Source organism: Nonomuraea endophytica (genome assembly GCF_014203235.1).
Classification (GTDB): Bacteria; Actinomycetota; Actinomycetes; order Streptosporangiales; family Streptosporangiaceae; genus Nonomuraea; species Nonomuraea endophytica.
This window is the reverse complement of sequence record NZ_JACHIN010000002.1, coordinates 364,832-382,110: the sequence shown is the minus strand read 5'-3', so window position 1 is coordinate 382,110 and position 17,279 is coordinate 364,832. Positions and strand designations below refer to the sequence as shown.

Here is a 17,279-nt window from a genome sequence, read left to right as displayed (position 1 = left end):
GGGTGGGTTAGCGGGCGTCGTCGCCGGTCAGGCCCGCCTTGCGGAGTGCTTCGGCCATCGCGCCCGACGGGGCCGGACGGCGCCCGCCGTCACGACCGCCCCGCTGGTTGCCGCCCCGCTGGCCGTCGCGGTTACCGCCCTGGCCACGCGCGTTGTCGCGACCACCGCGCCCGTCACCACCACGCCCGTCACCACCACGCCCGTCACCACCACGCCCGTCACCACCACGCCCGTCACCACCACGCCCGTCACCACCACGCCCGTCACCGCTGCGGCCCTCGCCGCCGCGACTGTCGCCGCCCCGGCCGGTGCCGCCGTCGCCTCGGCCGGAACCGGGCTTGCCATCGCCACGGGCACCGCCGCCGCGGGAGTCGCCGGTCCTGGCGTCGCCACGACCGCCTCTACCCTCGCCGGGACCGCCCCTACCGGAAGCACCCTGGCCAGATCCGCTCTGACCAGATCCGCCCTGGCCGGGACCGCCCTGGCCGGGACCGCCTCGACCGGAACCTCCCTGGCCGGTGCCGCCCTGGCCCGAACTGGTCTGGCCGCCTCGGGGGCGGTCGGCTCGGGGGCCTCGGGGGCGGGAGTCGGATTCCGTGTCGTCTTCCAGGCGCAGGGTCAGGGAGATGCGCTTGCGGGGAATGTCCACGTCCAGGACCTTGACGCGGACGATGTCGCCCGGCTTGGCCACGTCGCGCGGGTCCTTGACGAAGGTGCGGGACATGGCCGACACGTGGACGAGTCCGTCCTGGTGGACGCCGACGTCGACGAAGGCGCCGAAGGCGGCCACGTTGGTGACGACGCCCTCCAGGATCATGCCCGGTGTCAGGTCGGACAGCTTCTCCACGCCCTCCTTGAACGTCGCCGTCTTGAAGGCGGGACGCGGGTCGCGGCCGGGCTTCTCCAGTTCGCGCAGGATGTCGGTGACGGTCGGCAGGCCGAAGGTGTCGTCGACGTAGTCGTGCGGCTTCAGGGAACGGAGGGTCGCGGTGTTGCCGATCAGCGTTTTGAGGTCGCCCTCGATCGCGCCGAGCATGCGGCGCACCACCGGGTACGACTCGGGGTGCACGCTGGAGGAGTCGAGCGGGTCCTCGCCGTCGGCGATGCGCAGGAAGCCGGCGCACTGCTCGAAGGCCTTGGGACCCAGGCGCGCAACGTCCTTCAACGCGGTGCGGGTGCGGAAGGGGCCGTTGGAGTCGCGGTGCTGGACGATGTTGTCGGCCAGGGTGGAGCCGATGCCGGACACGCGGGTCAGCAGGGGCGCCGAGGCGGTGTTGACGTCGACGCCCACCGCGTTCACGCAGTCCTCGACGACCGCGTCGAGCGAGCGGGAGAGCTTGGTCTCCGACAGGTCGTGCTGGTACTGGCCGACGCCGATGGACTTCGGGTCGATCTTGACCAGCTCGGCCAGCGGGTCCTGCAGGCGGCGGGCGATCGAGACCGCGCCGCGCAGCGACACGTCCAGTTCGGGAAGCTCCTGCGACGCGTACGGCGAAGCCGAGTAGACCGAAGCCCCGGCCTCCGAGACCACGATCTTGGTGATGCCGGGCATGTGCTTGACCAGCTCCCCGGCGAGCTTGTCGGTCTCGCGGGAGGCGGTGCCGTTGCCGATGGCGATCAGCTCGACGCCGTGGCGCTGGGCCAGCGCGCCGAGGGCGGCCAGCGACTGGTCCCACTGCCGCTTGGGCTCGTGGGGGTAGATGGTGGCGGTCTCGACGACCTTGCCGGTGGCGTCGACGACCGCGACCTTCACGCCGGTGCGCAGGCCGGGGTCGAGGCCCATGGTGGCGCGGGTGCCGGCGGGCGCCGCGAGCAGCAGGTCGCGCAGGTTGGTGGCGAAGACGCGCACCGCCTCCTCCTCGGCCTCCTGCCACATGCGCATGCGCAGGTCGAGGCCCAGGTGGACGAGGATGCGGGTGCGCCAGGCCCAGCGCACGGTCTCGCCCAGCCACTGGTCGGCGGGCCGCCCCTGGTCGGCGATGCCGAAGCGGGCGGCGATGCGCGGCTCGTAGTCGGTGCCCTCGTCGGGCTCCAGCGTGAGGGAGAGGATCTCCTCCTTCTCCCCGCGGAACATCGCCAGGATCCGGTGGGAGGGCAGCTTGGTGAACGGCTCGGCGAAGTCGAAGTAGTCGGAGAACTTGGCCCCCGCCTCCTCCTTGCCCTCACGCACCTTGGCGGCGAGCTGCCCGCGGCGCCACAGCTGCTCGCGCAGCTCGCCGATGAGGTCGGCGTCCTCGGCGAAGCGCTCGATGAGGATGGCGCGCGCCCCTTCGAGCGCGGCGGCGGCGTCGGCCACGCCCTCGGTGAGGAAGCCCTCGGCCACGGCCAGCGGGCTCAGCGAGGGGTCGGCGAGCAGCTGGTCGGCCAGCGGCTCAAGCCCCAGCTCGCGGGCGATCTGCGCCTTGGTGCGCCGCTTGGGCTTGTAGGGCAGGTAGATGTCCTCCAGGCGGGCCTTGGTGTCGGCCGCCATGATCTGCGCCCTGAGCTCGTCGTCGAGCTTGCCCTGCGACTCGATCGACTCCAGGATGGCCGCGCGCCGCTCTTCCAGCTCGCGCAGGTAGCGCAGCCGTTCTTCGAGCGTGCGTAGTTGCGCGTCGTCGAGGGTGCCCGTGACCTCCTTGCGGTAGCGGGCGATGAACGGCACGGTGGCGCCGCCGTCGAGCAAGTCGACGGCCGCCTGCACCTGCCCTTCGCGCACCCCGAGTTCTTCCGCGATCCGCTGGTGAATAGAGAGCACTTGCCTGCCTTTCGATGGTCCCCGCCGGTCAATTGTGCAGGACCGCGCCGTCTTTCATGACCAGAGAGCGGGACGGATGGGTCACCACTGCCTCGGCCGCGCCGCCTGCCGGCACGACGACGAGGTCGGCCCGGTCGCCCGCGGACAGGCCGTAGCCGGTGAGGCCGAGCGCCCGCGCGCCGCCGTAGGTCGCGGCCTCCAGCGCGAGCTCGATGTCGGGATCGGAGCGGAAGGTGCTGCGGTAGGCCAGGTGCATCGCCCGCTCCAGCATGTCGCCCGAGCCGTAGGGCCCCCACAGGTCGCGGATGCCGTCGTGGCCGCAGGCGATCACCACCCCGGCCGCGCGCATCTTCTTCACCGGCGGCACCGGGAAGCTGTAGACGGCGCCGGTGGCCAGCGCCACGCCCGCGTCGGCGAAGCCCTCGGCCAGCCGGCCCTGGTGGGCCTCGTCGATCTGGCCCAGCGCGTAGGCGTGGCTGACCGTGACCCGGCCGCCCAGCCCCAGCGTCTTGGTGCGCTCGGTGATGAGCTCCAGCTCCCAGGCGCCGAGCGTGCCGCCGTCGTGGAGGTGGATGTCGAGGTGGGCGGCATAGCGCTCGGCCAGGCCGAAGATCAGGTCGAGGTGGCGCACCGGGTCGCGGTCGATGCCGGCGGGGTCGAGCCCGCCGACCGCCTCCACGCCGCTCTTCAGCGCCGCTTCGAGCAGCTCGGCGGTGCCGGGGTTGGTGAGCACGCCGTGCTGGGGGAAGGCGACCTGCTGCACGGTGACCGGGACGCGGCCGGCCGCCTCGCGCACCGCCTCGACACCGCGCAGGCCGACCTCGGGGTCGATGTCGGTGTGGGTGCGCGCGTGGGTGGTGCCGCAGGCGCTCATTCGCCGCAGCAGCCGCTCGATCCGCTCCACGCTGGGCACGCCCAGCTCGGCCCGCCTGGCCAGATCGTTGCCGATGCGCCCGGCGAGGGTGTCGTCGGCGGAGTGGGGCACCCACGGCCCGCCGTAGAGCGTCTTGTCGAGGTGGCAGTGTGACTCGACGAGGCCGGGCAGCACGAGCTGGCCGGTGACGTCGACGACGCGGGCGGCGGGGGCGTCGAGCGCTGGGCCGACCTCCTGGATCAGGCCGTCGCCCACCAGGATGTCGGCCGGCGCCCCATGCCCCCAGGGGTGGCCGCCGCGCAGGAGTGTCGCGGTCATGGCAGAACCATAGACCCGGGGACCGACGAAACTCAGCCCCCGCCGAGCCTTCCCACGGCGGCGACCACGTGGTGTTTCGTCCCTGTACAGACCCATTCGGGGGTGTTGTTCACGTGCAGTCCGAAGCCGTGCTCGGGGCAGAGCGGCCAGCTCGTCCAGAGCTCCTCGACGATGATCTCCTGGGCGACGTCGGCCACCTCCGCCAGCGGGTCGGCGCTTCGGCGCGGGTCGAAGCCGGTGGAGGATGCCTGCCCGCCGTACCCCACCCGCAGCCACCCGCCGCCCCACGCGGGCGCGCAGACGCGCAGCCGCCCGGGGAGCGCGGTCGCGTCGAGGTCGCGCTGCACCGTCCGCACGGACGTGTCCAGGCGCGCGAAGCCGGTGAGGAGCGTGCGAAGATCCAGGTCAGCCGGTACGGCCACGCCCAGCCCCTCCAGCGCGACCGCCAGCTCGACGACCCGATCGCCGGAGAGCTCACCGGCCGAGATCGCCGTGTGCACCTCCCCGGCCACCTCCTCGAACGTCACCTGATCTCGTCCAGATGCGCCACGTTGGCCACGTCGTCCGCGTCGGTGCTCGGCGTGCCCGCGAACCACGCGTCCAGGATCTCGGTGAGCAGCGCCGGCGACGTCAGCCGGATGCTCAGGGCGAGCACGTTGGCGTCGTTCCACGTGCGCGCGCCGTCGGCGGTGTGGGCGTCGGCGCACAGGGCGGCGCGCACGCCGGCGACCTTGTTGGCCGCGATCGCCGCGCCCGTGCCGGTCCAGCAGGCGACGACGGCCTGTTCGGCGCGCCCCTCGGCCACGTCGCGGGCGGCCGACTCCGACGCCCACGCCCAGTCGTCGCGCTCGTCGTCGTTGAGCGCGCCATGGGTGATCACTTCGTGGCCGCGAGCGCGCAGCTCGGCCACCACCGTCCCGGCCACTCCGTCGAGGCTGTCGGCCGCCACTGAAATGCGCATGCTCTGATGTTCTCGTGCCTTCGGCTGGAATCGAACCAGCGACCTCCTGCTCCGCAAGCAGGCGCGCTCTCCACTGCGCCACGAAGGCGTGACGGGTGCGGGGATCGAACCCGCCTGGGGCGGCTTATGAAACCGCCGGGCACACCAGCGCCCCCACCCGTCCGGACATGCGAATGCCCCGGGAACCATGTCCCGGGGCACGAGTCGTGCGTTCCTAAGCCCAGGACATGCCGCTACGGCGGTCACGCATTCGGAGGGTGTTCATGACTGGTCCTTTCGGGCGATGTGACGAGGATGCCGTGAGGGGGGTGAGCGGTGCAACGGGATTAATGCCGGTCTCCACCAGGTTCGCAGCCGGGACTGGTCATGTGGGCACGAACGGGAGTTCGCGGGGATAAGTGATAAACGACCACTACGGTGGCTTGTGTGCTGATCAAAGAGGATGACATCCCTGCTCTCGCGAGGGGCTGCGCGGTGCTGGGCACCGGCGGCGGTGGAGACGTGCGCACCGGTTCGTTAGCTGCGCGGCGCGCGATCCAGGCCCACGGCGGGGTTCCGCTCATCACGCTCGCCGATCTGCCGGAGGACGCCCTGATCCTCCCGCTGTCCGGGATCGGCGCGCCGACGGTCAGCCACGAGATGATCCACAGCGAGGACGAGCCGAAGCGGATCGCCGAGGAGGCGGAGCGCATCTTCGGCCGCGCTCCGGCCGCGGTGATGTCCTCGGAGATCGGCGGCGGCAACGGGGTCGCGCCGGTCGCCTGGGCCGCCCAGCTCGGGCTGCCGCTGCTCGACGCCGACGGCATGGGCCGGGCGTTTCCCGAGGTCCAGATGGTCTCCATGTACGTGGCCGGGCTCCCGGCCGACCTGGTGATCATGTCGGATGTGGCGGGAAACGTGGTGACCATCAGGCCCGTGGACGGCTTGTGGTCGGAACGGCTGGCCCGCGCCGTATGCGTGGCCGCCGGTTCGAGCGCGCTGATGGCCGACTACGTGCTGACCGCGGCACAGGCGCGCGGCGCGGTCATCGAGGGTACGGTCACCCGCGCGATAGCCGTGGGCAGGTCCACCGAGCAGACCGCCGACCCGCTCGGCGCCCTCCAGGACGAGCTGGGCGCCCGCCGCCTGATCACCGGCAAGCTGACCGACGTCGAACGCCGCACCTCCGGCGGCTTCGTCAGAGGCTCGGCCGTGATCGAGGGCACCGGCGCCGACCGGGGCCGCACGCTCACCCTGGAACTGCAGAACGAGAACCTGGTCGCGCTGGAGGACGGCCGGGTCCGCGCGATCGTCCCCGACCTGATCACGGTCGTGGACACCGAGACCGCGATCGCCGTTCAGACCGAGTCGCTGCGCTACGGCCAGCGCGTCACCGTGCTCGCCTGGGCCTGCGACCCGCTCTGGCGCACCGTGAAGGGCCTGGAGACCGCCGGCCCGGCCGCGTTCGGCTACGACCTGGACTACGTGCCCGTGGAGGAGCTCGCATGACGTTGCGCATCGGAATCGACGTCGGCGGCACCAACACGGACGCGGTGGTGCTCGACGCGGCCGACCGGGTGGTGGCCAAGGCGAAGCGCGCCACCACGGCCGACGTCACCGGCGGCCTGCGCGCCGCCCTGGACGCCGTCCTGACCGAACTGGCCCGCACCGGCCCCGTGGACACGGTCGGCAGGGTCATGCTGGGCACCACCCACGCCACCAACGCGATCCTGGAGCGCCGCAACCTCGGCCGGGTCGCGGTCGTGCGGCTGGGAGCGCCCGCGACCACGTCCGTGCCGCCGCTGACCGACTGGCCGGCCGACCTGCGCGCCGCGGTCTCGGCGGGCGAGGCGATCCTGCCCGGCGGCCACTACGTGGACGGCCGCCCGATCAGCCCGCTCGACCTCGACGCCGTCCGCCGCTTCCTGGACGGCGTCACGGCCGACGCGGTGGCGGTGTCGGGCGTGTTCAGCCCGGCCGACGCCGAGCACGAGCGCCTCGTCGGCGAACTCGTCGAGCGCGAGTACGGCCTGCCGGTCAGCCTCAGCCACGAGATCGGCTCGCTCGGGCTGCTGGAGCGCGAGAACGCGACCGTGCTCAACGCCGCCCTGTACGGCGTGGCGTCCGCGGTCACCAGGGCGCTGGTGGAAGCCCTGGCCGAGCGGAGCCTGACGGCGCGGCCGTACCTGGCGCAGAACGACGGCACGCTGATGACGGTGGAGTACGCCGCCCGCCTGCCCGTCTCCACGATCGGCTCGGGACCGGCCAACTCGCTGCGCGGCGCGGCGTTCCTGTCGGGGGTGAAGGACGCCATCGTGGCCGACGTCGGCGGCACCTCCACCGACCTGGGCGTGCTCATGGGCGGCTTTCCCCGGGAGTCGGCCGCGGCGGTGGAGATCGGCGGCGTGCTGACCAACTTCCGCATGCCCGACATCCTGGCCATCGCGATGGGCGGCGGGACCCGGCTGCGCCCGGGTGCGATCGGCCCGGACTCGGTGGGCTACCGGCTGGCGGAGTCCGCGCTGGTCTTCGGCGGTACGGTGCCCACCATGACCGATGCGGGCGTGCACGCCGGCCGCATGCCCGGCGCGCCGCGCGAGTGGCACTCCGCGCTGGACGAGCACGCGGGTGCGGCGGAAATGCTTGCGGGTAGCCTGGTCATCGCCGACGAGATGGTGGCCGACGCTGTTGACCGTATGTCGCTGGGCCGAGCCGACCGCCCGCTGGTCGCGGTGGGCGGCGGCGCGTTCCTGCTGGCCGGGCGGATCCCCGGAGTCAGCCAGGTGATCAGGCCCGAGCACGCCGAGGTGGCCAACGCCGTCGGCGCGGCCATCGCGCTGGCCAGCGGCCGGGTGGACACGATCGTGCCGGCGGGGGCCGGCCGTACCCGGGCCATCGAGCGCGCGAAGGAGGAGGCGGCGGCGAAGGCCGTGCTGGCAGGGGCCGATCCCGCACGTGTTGAACTGGTGGATGTGCACGAGGTTCCGCTGAGTTACCTGGCGGAACCAGCGGTGCGCCTTCATGTAAAGGCCGCAGGTCCGCTATCGAATTGACGCCCAACGGCGAACGTTCGTCGCTACGATCTTGCCGCGGCTGAAGCCGGACAAAACCCATTGAAAGGACCCCATATATGCACTGGCACAAGCGACTGGCCGTCGCCGGGGTCGCCGGCGCCGTCGCTCTGACCGCCTCCGCCTGCGCCGGCGGACAGGTGCGCGGAGCCGGCGGGACGCCGGGGCCCAGCGAGTCGGCCGCCGCCACCGGCGGCGCCGCGCCCAAGCAGAACGACGCCACCTTCGTCTACTCGCCCAACCTGGGCGTGGTCACCGACTGGGACCCGGCGACCTCGTACTCCAACGAGATCGTCGCCATGTCCAACATCTACGAGGGCCTGACCAGGTACAACGCCGAGACGAAGAAGCCGGAGCCGCGCCTCGCCACCGAGTGGTCGTCGGCCAAGGACGGCAAGGAGTGGACCTTCAAGCTCCGCCAGGGCGTGAAGTTCCACACCGGCAAGCCCTTGGACGCCGAGGCGGCCAAGAAGGCCATCGAGCGCACGATCAAGATGAACGGCGGCCCGGCCTACATCTGGAGCGCCGTCGACACCATCGAGGCCGTCGACCCGGCCACGCTGAAGTTCACGCTCAAGTACGCCACCCCGCTCGACCTCGTCTCCTCCGCCGGTTACGCCGCCTACATCTACGACGTGGACGGCGTGGACAAGGACGGCAAGAAGGACGGCGGCACCGGCCCGTACACGATCGACCAGTGGCAGAAGGGCAAGGAGACCGAGCTCACGCTGAAGGCGTACGAGGGCTACTGGGGCGGTTGGAAGCCCGAGCAGTACAAGAAGGTCGCCTTCCGGGTCACCCCGCAGCTCACCACCGCCTGGCAACTGCTGCAGCGCGGCGAGGTCAACTTCGTGCAGCGCCTCAACCCGCAGTTGTTCGAGCAGGCCGGGATGACGCAGGGCGTCCAGGTGAAGCAGACGCCGTCGTTCCAGAACCTGCTGGTGTTGTTCAACACCGAGTCGGGCCCGACCAAGTCCGCCGAGGTACGGCAGGCCCTGCAGCTGGCCATCGACTACGACGGCCTGGCCGCGGCGCTCAAGGGCGCGGGCGTCAAGAGCAGCGGCCTGGTCCCGCAGGGACTGCTCGGCCACGTCGCCGGCATGGAGCCCAAGCAGGACCTGGCCAAGGCGCAGGAGCTGCTGCAGTCGGCCGGTTACGGCCCCGACAACGAGGAGCTGAAGCTCAAGCTCACCTACGCCCAGGGCGACGACGACCAGAAGCTCCTGGTCACGCTGCTGAGCTCGGCGCTGAAGAACGTCAACGTCGCCGTCGAGGCCAAGCCGATGGCCTGGGAGGCGCAGTGGGACCTGGGCAAGAAGAAGGGCCAGGACGTCTTCGTCATGTACTGGTACCCGGACTACGCCGACGCCTACAGCTGGTTCCTCAACGTCTTCCGCAGCAAGGACCAGCCTGAGTTCAACCTGTCGTACCTGAAGGACGCCGAGATCGACAAGGCGATCGACTCGCTGCCCGAGCTGACCGCGACCGACCAGCTCAAGGCCGACCAGGTCTACGCCGACCTGCAGAAGAAGATCATCCAGGAGAAGGCCGCGGTGGCGGTGCCGTACGTGCAGACCTACCAGCGCGCGCTCACCGCCGACGTGAAGGGTTATGTCGACAACCCGGCCTACCCGAACGTGGTGTTCTTCTACGACCTGTCGCGCTGATGTGGCGTTACCTGCTCCGCCGGCTCGGCCAGGCACTCCTGGTCGTGGCCGGCGTGGTCACGCTCACCTTCGTGATCATGCGGCTGGTGCCGGGCGATCCGGCGGTGGCCTTCGCGGGGCCGAAGGCCTCGCCGGAGGAGCTGGCGGCGGCGCGGGCGCGCTTCGGGCTGGACGACCCGCTGCCGGTCCAGCTCTGGAACTACGTGCGCGACCTGGTGACCGGCGACTGGGGCACCAGCCTGCACACCAGGCGCCCGGTCCGCGAGGATCTGATGACGGCCTTCCCCGCCTCGCTGGAGCTGGTGGGGACGGCGCTGATCCTGGCCATCGCGGTGGGCATCCCGATCGGCGTGCTCGCCGCCCGCTACAAGACGAAATTTCCGGACCTGGGGGTACGCGTCGGCTCCATGCTGGCCGTCTCCGTCCCCGTCTTCTGGCTGGCCCTGGCCGTGCAGACGGTCTTCGCCAGCAACCTCGGCTGGTTCCCCGTGGCCGGTGAGTACGACGGGGCCCTGGACACCACCAGCCCGCTCACCCTCTGGACCAACATCACGATCGTGGACGCGCTCATCACCGGCAACTGGCCCATCTTCACCAGCACGCTGCAGCACCTCGTCCTGCCCGCCCTCGTGGTGGCGGCCTACCCGGCCGGCGTCATCGCCCAGCTCACCCGCGCCGCGCTGATCGAGGAGGCGGGCCAGGACCACGCCAGGCTGGAGCGCGCCCTGGGCTTCTCCGAATCCAAGATCCTGACCAGGTTCGCGCTGCGGGCCGCGCTCAACCCGGTGCTGTCGCTGATCGCGCTGGTCTTCGCCTACGCCATGGTCAACGGCTTCCTGGTCGAGGCGGTCTTCAACTGGCCCGGCCTGGGCCGCTACGCGGTCGACTCGATCCGCTCGCTGGACACCCCGGCCATCGCCGGGATCACGCTGATGATCGCGATCGTGTACGTGCTGAGCAACCTGGCCGTCGACCTCCTGCAGGGCGTCGTGGACCCGAGGGCGAGGGCCCGATGAAGGCCCCCGAGCTGCGCAGGACGCTGCCCAGGATGCCCGACCGGTTCGCCGCCGCCGGGGCCGTGCTCATCGTCCTGGTCGTGCTGGCCTCGCTCTTCGCGCCGTGGCTGGCGCCATACCCGGTGGACGATCCCAAACCGCTGGAGGCGCTGCTGCCGCCGAGCGCCGAGCACTGGTTCGGCACCGACCAGGTGGGCCGCGACGTGTTCACCCGCGTGCTTTACGGCGGGCGCACCTCGCTGGGCATCGCCGTGGCGGTGCTGGCCGCCTCCGCGCTGGTCGGCGTCACCCTGGGCATGATCGCGGGCTACGCGGGCGGCTGGCTGCGGGACGTGATCATGCGGGTCACCGACGTCTTCCTGGCCTTTCCCGCGCTGCTGCTGTCGCTGGCGCTGGCGGTGGTGCTCCAGCCGAGCGTCACCACGGTGATCGTGGCGATCGCGGTCACCTGGTGGCCCTGGTACGCGCGGCTGGCCGCCTCGGTCGCCGCCTCCGTGGCCAACCGCCCGTACGTGGACGCCGCCCGGTGCCTCGGCGTGCCCGCGCCGCTGATCGTGCTACGCCACGTGCTGCCGAACTCGCTGACGCCCGTGCTCGTCCAGGTCTCGCTCGACGCCGGTGGCGTGATCCTGACCGCCGCCGCCCTGTCCTACCTGGGGCTCGGCGCCCACGAGCCGACCGCGGAGTGGGGCCTGATGGTCGAGCAGGGCCAGACCCTGTTCACCACGAACTGGTGGGTGGTCACCTTCCCCGGCCTGGCGATCGTGCTGACCGCCTTCGCCTTCAACGTGATGGGCGAGGGGCTGCGCAACGCCCTCGACCCCCGGAGCGAAGGAGCTCGCGGGGAGAGAGCGAGGAACGAGCCAACGAGCCGCGAAGCGGTCGCGACCATAAACACGAGGGTGGTGCGATGATCGAGGTGCGTGACCTGGAGGTGCGCTACGGTGCCCGGACCGTCGCCCGCGTCCCCGAACTCGACGTGGCCGCGGGCGAGTGCGTGGCGATCGTGGGGGAGAGCGGCTCGGGCAAGTCGACGACGCTGATGTCGCTGCTCGGCCTCACCGAGAACGCCGACGTCTCGGGCAGCATCAAGGTCTGCGGCCTGGACGTGCGCACCGCCTCGCCCCGCGAACTGCGCGCGATCAGAGGCGCCCGCGCGGCCCTGGTCATGCAGTCGCCGCAGGCCGCGCTCAGCCCCACCACCCGCCTGGGCACGCTGATGCGCCGCGCGCTGAAGCTCCACGGCGTCACCGCCGACCCGGTGGCCGCGGTGAAGGCGGTCATGCTGGACCCGGCGATCCTGCGCCGCTACCCGCACGAGATCTCCGGCGGCCAGGCCCAGCGCTTCGCGATCGCGCTGGCCATCGCCCTGGGCGCGGGGGTCGTCCTGGCCGACGAGCCCACCAGCGCCCTGGACGTCACCGTCCAGGCCGAGGTGATCACGGTCCTGCGCCGCCTGCAGCGCGAGCGCGACCTGGCCATCCTGCTCGTCTCCCACGACCTGGCCCTGGTCAGCACCATCGCCGACCGGGTGCTGGTCATGAAGGACGGCGAGGTCGTGGAGTCGGGCCCGGCCGCGCGCGTGCTGGCCGACCCGTCCCACCCCTACACCCGCGACCTGCTGGAGGCCACGCCGTGACGATCCTGCGCGCGCAAGACCTCACTCTCGGGTACGGCAGGCAGTCCGTCGTCCACGACGTGAGCCTGGACGTGACCGGCGGCGGCGTTGGCCTGATCGGCGAGAGCGGCTCCGGCAAGACCACGCTCGCCCGCGCCTTCCTCGGCCTCCTGAAGCCGCAGAAGGGCACCATCTGGTACGGCGGGCAAGACCTGAAAAAAGCTGACATGAGGGCCTTCCGGCGCGACGTCCAGCCGGTCTTCCAGGCCGAGTCCCTCAACCCCCGCAGGCGCGTGGGCGCCTCGATCGCCGAGGGACTGCCCGACCGGGCCCGCGTCGGCGAGCTCATGGAACAGGTCGGCCTCGACCCCGCCCTGGCCGTCCGCCGCCCCCACGAGCTGTCCGGCGGCCAGCGCCAGCGCGTCGTCATCGCCCGCGCCCTGGCCGTCGGCCCGAAACTGCTCATCCTCGACGAGCCCACCAGCGCCCTGGACGTCACCGTGCAGGCCAAGGTCCTCGACCTGCTGGCCGGGCTGGACACCGAACGCCTGCTGATCACCCACAACCTCGCCGTCGTGGGCAGGCTGTGCAGGACCAGCCACGTGCTGTTCGCCGGGCGGGTGGTCGAGTCGGGGCCGACCGCTGAGCTGCTGGCCGCCCCCGCCCACCCCTACACCAAGGCGCTCAGGGACGCCGTGCCCACGCTGGGCGGGCAGCCGCCGCAGGCGGGCACCAGTGCGCCGCCTGCCGAGACGGGGTGCCCGTTCCGGTCACGCTGCCCGCTGGCCGTACCGGAGTGTGAGCGCGCGCCGGAACTCCGTGAGGTGGGGGAGGGCCGCACGGTGGCCTGCCACCGCGCGGAAGACGTCCTCACCGGGCCATAAGCCTTAACAAAAGGTGCTCACAGCACCATAAGGCCGCTCACAGGGCCTTGAGGCCGCTGATCACCTCCAGCAGGACCCGCTTGTCGGGCGCGGGCGGCGGGTGCTCGACCTGGACGAGCTGCTGGGCGTGCAGGTCGCCGACCAGGACCCGGACGACGCCGATGGGCAGGTTCAGCTCGGCGGCCACGTCCACGAGCCGGGTGGGCTTGGTGCACTTCTGCATGATGATCAGGTGCTCGGGGCCGAGGCCCATCGGCGGGGTGAGGCCCCCGGCGGTGATGATCACCGCGATCAGGTCGATGGCCTCGCTCGCGGGGACGGTACGCCCGCGGGTGAGGAGGTACGCGGGCACGATCGGCCCGGCGTCCTCGTCGAGCCAGCGCTCGTCACTCACCGCGCACCACCTTGATGGGGCGGGCGGTGGGCTCGGCCGGCGTCTCGCTCTGCTGCGTCACATGCTCTGCCGGGATCAGCACGATGGCGGTGGTCCCTCCATATGGTGAACCGCGCAACGTCACGCGGATGTCATGCCTGGCGGCCAGGCGGGCGACGACGAACAGGCCGAGCCTGTCGCTGTCGGCAAGGTCGAATTCGGGCGGGCTGGCCAGGCGGGTGTTCAGGTCGGCCAGCTCCTCGGGGCTCATGCCGAGCCCCCGGTCCTCCACCTCGATGGCGAAGCCCCGGGCCGCGGCCTCGCCGCGCACCATGACCGGGGTGTGCGGGGGCGAGTACACGGTGGCGTTCTCGATGAGCTCGGCGATCAGGTGGATGACGTCGCCGACGAGCGGCCCGACCAGCGCGTGGCTGGGCATCGGCTCGACCACCACCCGCTGGTAGTCCTCCACCTCGGCGGTGGCGCCGCGGGCCACGTCGTGCAGCGGCACCGGCTTGCTCCAGCCGCGGCCGGGCGTCGCGCCGGACAGGATGATCAGTCCCTCCGCGTGGCGGCGCATCCGGGTGGTGAGGTGGTCGAGGCGGAACAGGTCGTCCAGCGCGTCCGGCTCGGTGGCCTTGTGCTGCATGCCCTCCAGCTGGATGCGCTGGCGGTGCAGGAGCGTCTGGCTGCGCCTGGCCAGGTTGCGGAAGACGTGGCCGACGCCCTCGCGCAGCTGCGCCTGGCCGACGGCGGCCTCGACGGCGGTGCTCTGCACGGTGGAGAAGGCCTGGCCGACGTCGTCGATCTCGGTCGTGGTGCTGGCGACCTTCACCTCGGGCACGTCGATCTGCTCGCCCTTGCGCAGCTTCTCGACGACCTGGGGCAGCCGGTCCTGCGCCACTTCCAGGGCGGCCATCCGGAGCGTGACCAGCTCCTTGGACAGCCGGTTCCCGGCGCGCATCGAGATCACGATGGACACGACCACGAGCGCGAGGCCGGTGCCGCCCAGGATGAGCGCGCGCAGCAGTACCGAGTCGGCCACGGGGGCGGCGCGCGCGGTGAGCATCTGCGAGGCGGTCATCTGGAAGTCCTGGAAGGACTTCGACAGCGACTCGGTGGTGGTGACCCAGCCCTCCGGGGTCCGCCCGGCGATGATCTGGTCCTCCATCACCCGCATGCGCTGGTAGAGCGGCGAGGTGAGCAGGGCCACCTGGGCGTCGCGCATGGCCGGGTCGAGCTCGGCGACGGACTGGTCGACGAGGAAGCGCCGGTTGCCGACGAGCTGGGTGAAGATCCGGCGTTCCTGCGCGGTGGTGGGGCCGGAGGCGACGGCCTGCTCCCTGGTGAGCAGTTCCTTGGCGTAGCCGAGGTCGATCACGATGCGCGACTGCTCGTAGATCGGGATGTCGTCGACGAAGGCGACCCGCCGGTGCAGGCCGAACAGCGAGTCGATCATGGCGCTGTAGGTCTCGATGGCGTGCACGCGCGCGGTGAGCCCGGCGTCGATCTCGCCCCTGAGCGCGTCGAGCCGGCCGAGCTGGATGAGGACCTGGTCGACCTGGGAGCTGATCGCGGGGGAGGCGTCCTTCGACTTGGCGGTCTGGACCTTGAACTCCTCGGCCGCCTGGTCGGTGCGGGCGCGCTGGGCGTTGGCCGACGAGCGCTCCATGCTGCCGCCGGAGCGCAGCAGGCGCGTCGAAGCCAGCCGTTCGCGCTGGATCTCACCGATCAGGCGATAGGCGGGATGGCGCAGGTTGGACCACAACGTGGTGTACTCCCTGAGCTCCAGGCTCTCGCCCGCGGTCACCGCGGCGATCACGCCCCACAACACCACCATCGACATGAGCGGAACCAGCAGCAGACCGACGATCTTCATGCGGATCGTTCTGCTGCGGGTCATGACACCTCACTCCGGCCGGTCCCCAACTGGAAACCCCGGACGGGACAAGCCTTGAGGATAGCAATTCGATCACCAGAATTCCCTATTTTTCAGGACTTTCGGGCATCCGTGGCGTCAATTTGCAGTAGTTTCAGGCGCAACATCGGTCACAGGGGAGATGCATGCGCCGTCGTCTCGCAGCGGCCGCGCTGGCACTCACCATCGCGGCGTGCTCGGCGCCCCCTCCTGAGGTACGGCAGGCGCAACCCGGGGAAGCCGCCTTCGTCTACGCCCAGAACCTGGACGTCGTCACCGACTGGGACCCGGCGACCTCGTACTCCAACGAGATCATCGCCCTGCAGAACATCTACGAGACCCTCACCGTCTGGAACCCGGTCACCAAGAAGGCCGGCCCCCGCCTGGCCACAGCCTGGAACGCCAGCTCCGACGGCAAGACCTGGACGTTCACCCTGCGCCCCGGCGTGACGTTCCACAGCGGCAGGCCGCTCGACGCCGCCGCGGTCAAGGCCGCCGTCGAGCGGACGATGAAGACCGGCGCCGGCGCCTCCTACATCTGGGACGCGGTCGAGTCGATCCAGGCCCCCGGCCCGCTGACCGTGACCTTCCAGCTCAAGTACGCCGCCCCGCTGGACCTGACCGCCTCGGCCGCGTACGCCGCCTACATCTACGACACCGCCGCCGTCGACCAGGTGAAGGACGGCAAGACCGACGCCGGCTCCGGCCCCTACACGATCGCGAGCTGGCGCAAGGGCGAGGAGAACGAGCTCACGCTCAAGGCCTTCGCCGGCTACTGGGGCGGATGGGACCGCCCGCACTACCGGACCGTCAAGTACCGCGTCGTGCCCGACCCGCGCCGCCGCTGGGAACTGCTCCAGGCCGGCGAGGTCAGCTTCGTCAACCGGCTCAGCCCCCGGCTTTACGACCGGGCCACCAGGACGCCCGGCGTGCGGACCGCCTCCATGCCGTCGCTGCAGACCGCGATGCTGCTGTTCAACACCGCCGAGGGGCCGCTGCGCGACGTCCGGCTCCGCAAGGCCGTGCAGAAGGCGGTCGACTACCGGGGGCTGATCAAGGCGATGGACGGCGCCGCCGTACCGGCGAGCGGGATCGTGCCGGAAGGGCTGCCGGGACACCAGCGCGGGCGGACACCCCGTCAGGACCTCGCCATGAGCGCGCAACTGCTGCAACGGGCGGGCTACGGTCCGGGCGGCAGGCCGCTCAAGCTCACGCTCACCTACGCCGAGGGCGACGCCGACCAGGCCACGCTCGCGCGGCGGCTGACGGAGACGCTGAGGACGCTCAACGTCACGCTCGACGCCCGGCCGATGCCCTGGATCGCTCAGTGGGACCGGGGCAAGAAGCGCGACCAGGACATCTTCGTCATGTATTGGTGGCCCGACTACGCCGACGGCTACTCGTGGTTCGGCAACGTCTTCCGCAGCGGCACCCCGCCGGTCTTCAACCTGACCTATCTCAAGGACCCCGTGGCCGACAGCATGATCGACATGCTGCCGGTGCTCAACGTGACCGACCGGCCGGCCGCCCAGAAGAGCTTCAGGCAGCTCACCGGCAGGCTGCTGGACGTGCGGGCGGTGGCGGCCTTCCCCTGGGTGGTCAACTACCAGCGGGCCTACCTGGGCGCCGTCGCCGGGTACGACGACAACCCGGCCTATCCGGACGTGGTCTTCGTCTACGACCTGCGGCCGTCGGCCTGAGCCGACTCCGTCTCCACCCGCTCGCGCAGGCGGGTCCTGATCTCGTCGGGCGTGTAGGCGCGGCGGCGCCGTTCGTCCCGCGCGATCACCACTCCGGTCGCCGCGACTCCAGCGATTCCGGCAAGTCCGAGCCATTTCCACCAGCGCATGTGCTTAGGCTAAC

Annotated in this window: 15 protein-coding genes and 2 tRNA genes; 8 read left to right on the top strand and 9 right to left on the bottom strand. The window is 71.3% G+C overall.

The window, feature by feature from the left end:
* Positions 1-7 precede the first annotated feature (7 nt).
* The 6 genes from HNR40_RS09895 to HNR40_RS09870 form a co-directional block, all read right to left on the bottom strand.
* Positions 8-2,737, bottom strand: a complete 2,730-nt coding sequence (locus HNR40_RS09895) for a Tex family protein (RefSeq protein WP_184959997.1) — start codon at positions 2,735-2,737, stop codon at positions 8-10.
* A gap of 28 nt (positions 2,738-2,765) precedes the next feature.
* The gene (locus HNR40_RS09890) at positions 2,766-3,929 is read right to left on the bottom strand and encodes an amidohydrolase (RefSeq protein WP_184959996.1); all 1,164 of its coding nucleotides are present in this window, start codon (positions 3,927-3,929) and stop codon (positions 2,766-2,768) included.
* Between the two features lie 32 nt (positions 3,930-3,961).
* Positions 3,962-4,456, bottom strand: coding sequence for a hypothetical protein (locus tag HNR40_RS09885; protein ID WP_184959995.1), 495 nt, complete (start codon positions 4,454-4,456; stop codon positions 3,962-3,964).
* Complete coding sequence (locus tag HNR40_RS09880; protein WP_184959994.1) at positions 4,453-4,890, bottom strand: RpiB/LacA/LacB family sugar-phosphate isomerase; 438 nt, start codon at positions 4,888-4,890, stop codon at positions 4,453-4,455. Before HNR40_RS09880 ends, HNR40_RS09885 begins: the two co-directional genes overlap by 4 nt.
* 15 nt (positions 4,891-4,905) lie before the next feature.
* Positions 4,906-4,978 (bottom strand) — tRNA-Arg (locus tag HNR40_RS09875).
* 1 nt (position 4,979) lies between these two features.
* Positions 4,980-5,052: transfer RNA gene (locus HNR40_RS09870), tRNA-Met, on the bottom strand.
* A gap of 264 nt (positions 5,053-5,316) precedes the next feature.
* Here HNR40_RS09870 and HNR40_RS09865 point away from each other — a divergent pair.
* From HNR40_RS09865 to HNR40_RS09835, 7 genes are all read left to right on the top strand, one after another.
* Positions 5,317-6,378 (top strand): S-methyl thiohydantoin desulfurase family protein, encoded by a 1,062-nt coding sequence (locus HNR40_RS09865; protein WP_312896262.1) that lies wholly within the window; start codon positions 5,317-5,319, stop codon positions 6,376-6,378.
* Complete coding sequence (locus HNR40_RS09860) at positions 6,375-7,922, top strand: hydantoinase/oxoprolinase N-terminal domain-containing protein (protein ID WP_184959993.1); 1,548 nt, start codon at positions 6,375-6,377, stop codon at positions 7,920-7,922. Before HNR40_RS09865 ends, HNR40_RS09860 begins: the two co-directional genes overlap by 4 nt.
* Positions 7,923-7,999: 77 nt before the next feature.
* A complete protein-coding gene (locus HNR40_RS09855; protein WP_184959992.1) occupies positions 8,000-9,607 on the top strand; it encodes an ABC transporter substrate-binding protein in 1,608 nt (535 codons plus the stop codon).
* The gene (locus HNR40_RS09850) at positions 9,607-10,623 is read left to right on the top strand and encodes an ABC transporter permease (protein ID WP_184959991.1); all 1,017 of its coding nucleotides are present in this window, start codon (positions 9,607-9,609) and stop codon (positions 10,621-10,623) included. The genes HNR40_RS09855 and HNR40_RS09850 overlap by 1 nt, the downstream gene beginning before the upstream one ends.
* Positions 10,620-11,537 (top strand): ABC transporter permease, encoded by a 918-nt coding sequence (locus tag HNR40_RS09845; protein ID WP_184959990.1) that lies wholly within the window; start codon positions 10,620-10,622, stop codon positions 11,535-11,537. The genes HNR40_RS09850 and HNR40_RS09845 overlap by 4 nt, the downstream gene beginning before the upstream one ends.
* Positions 11,534-12,262, top strand: a complete 729-nt coding sequence (locus HNR40_RS09840) for an ATP-binding cassette domain-containing protein (protein WP_184959989.1) — start codon at positions 11,534-11,536, stop codon at positions 12,260-12,262. The genes HNR40_RS09845 and HNR40_RS09840 overlap by 4 nt, the downstream gene beginning before the upstream one ends.
* A complete protein-coding gene (locus HNR40_RS09835; protein WP_184959988.1) occupies positions 12,259-13,125 on the top strand; it encodes an ABC transporter ATP-binding protein in 867 nt (288 codons plus the stop codon). The genes HNR40_RS09840 and HNR40_RS09835 overlap by 4 nt, the downstream gene beginning before the upstream one ends.
* Positions 13,126-13,162: 37 nt before the next feature.
* Here HNR40_RS09835 and HNR40_RS09830 read toward each other — a convergent pair whose 3' ends face one another.
* Entirely contained in the window at positions 13,163-13,519 is a 357-nt protein-coding gene (locus HNR40_RS09830; protein ID WP_184959987.1) for a DUF742 domain-containing protein, read from the bottom strand.
* Positions 13,512-15,401 (bottom strand): sensor histidine kinase, encoded by a 1,890-nt coding sequence (locus HNR40_RS09825; protein WP_246508792.1) that lies wholly within the window; start codon positions 15,399-15,401, stop codon positions 13,512-13,514. The genes HNR40_RS09830 and HNR40_RS09825 overlap by 8 nt, the downstream gene beginning before the upstream one ends.
* A gap of 161 nt (positions 15,402-15,562) precedes the next feature.
* On the opposite strand from HNR40_RS09825, the gene HNR40_RS09820 reads away from it, so the two are divergent.
* Complete coding sequence (locus tag HNR40_RS09820; protein ID WP_184959986.1) at positions 15,563-17,116, top strand: ABC transporter substrate-binding protein; 1,554 nt, start codon at positions 15,563-15,565, stop codon at positions 17,114-17,116.
* Here the strand turns inward: HNR40_RS09820 and HNR40_RS09815 are convergent.
* The gene (locus HNR40_RS09815; RefSeq protein ID WP_184959985.1) at positions 17,092-17,265 is read right to left on the bottom strand and encodes a hypothetical protein; all 174 of its coding nucleotides are present in this window, start codon (positions 17,263-17,265) and stop codon (positions 17,092-17,094) included. The genes HNR40_RS09820 and HNR40_RS09815 overlap by 25 nt on opposite strands.
* Positions 17,266-17,279 lie beyond the last annotated feature (14 nt).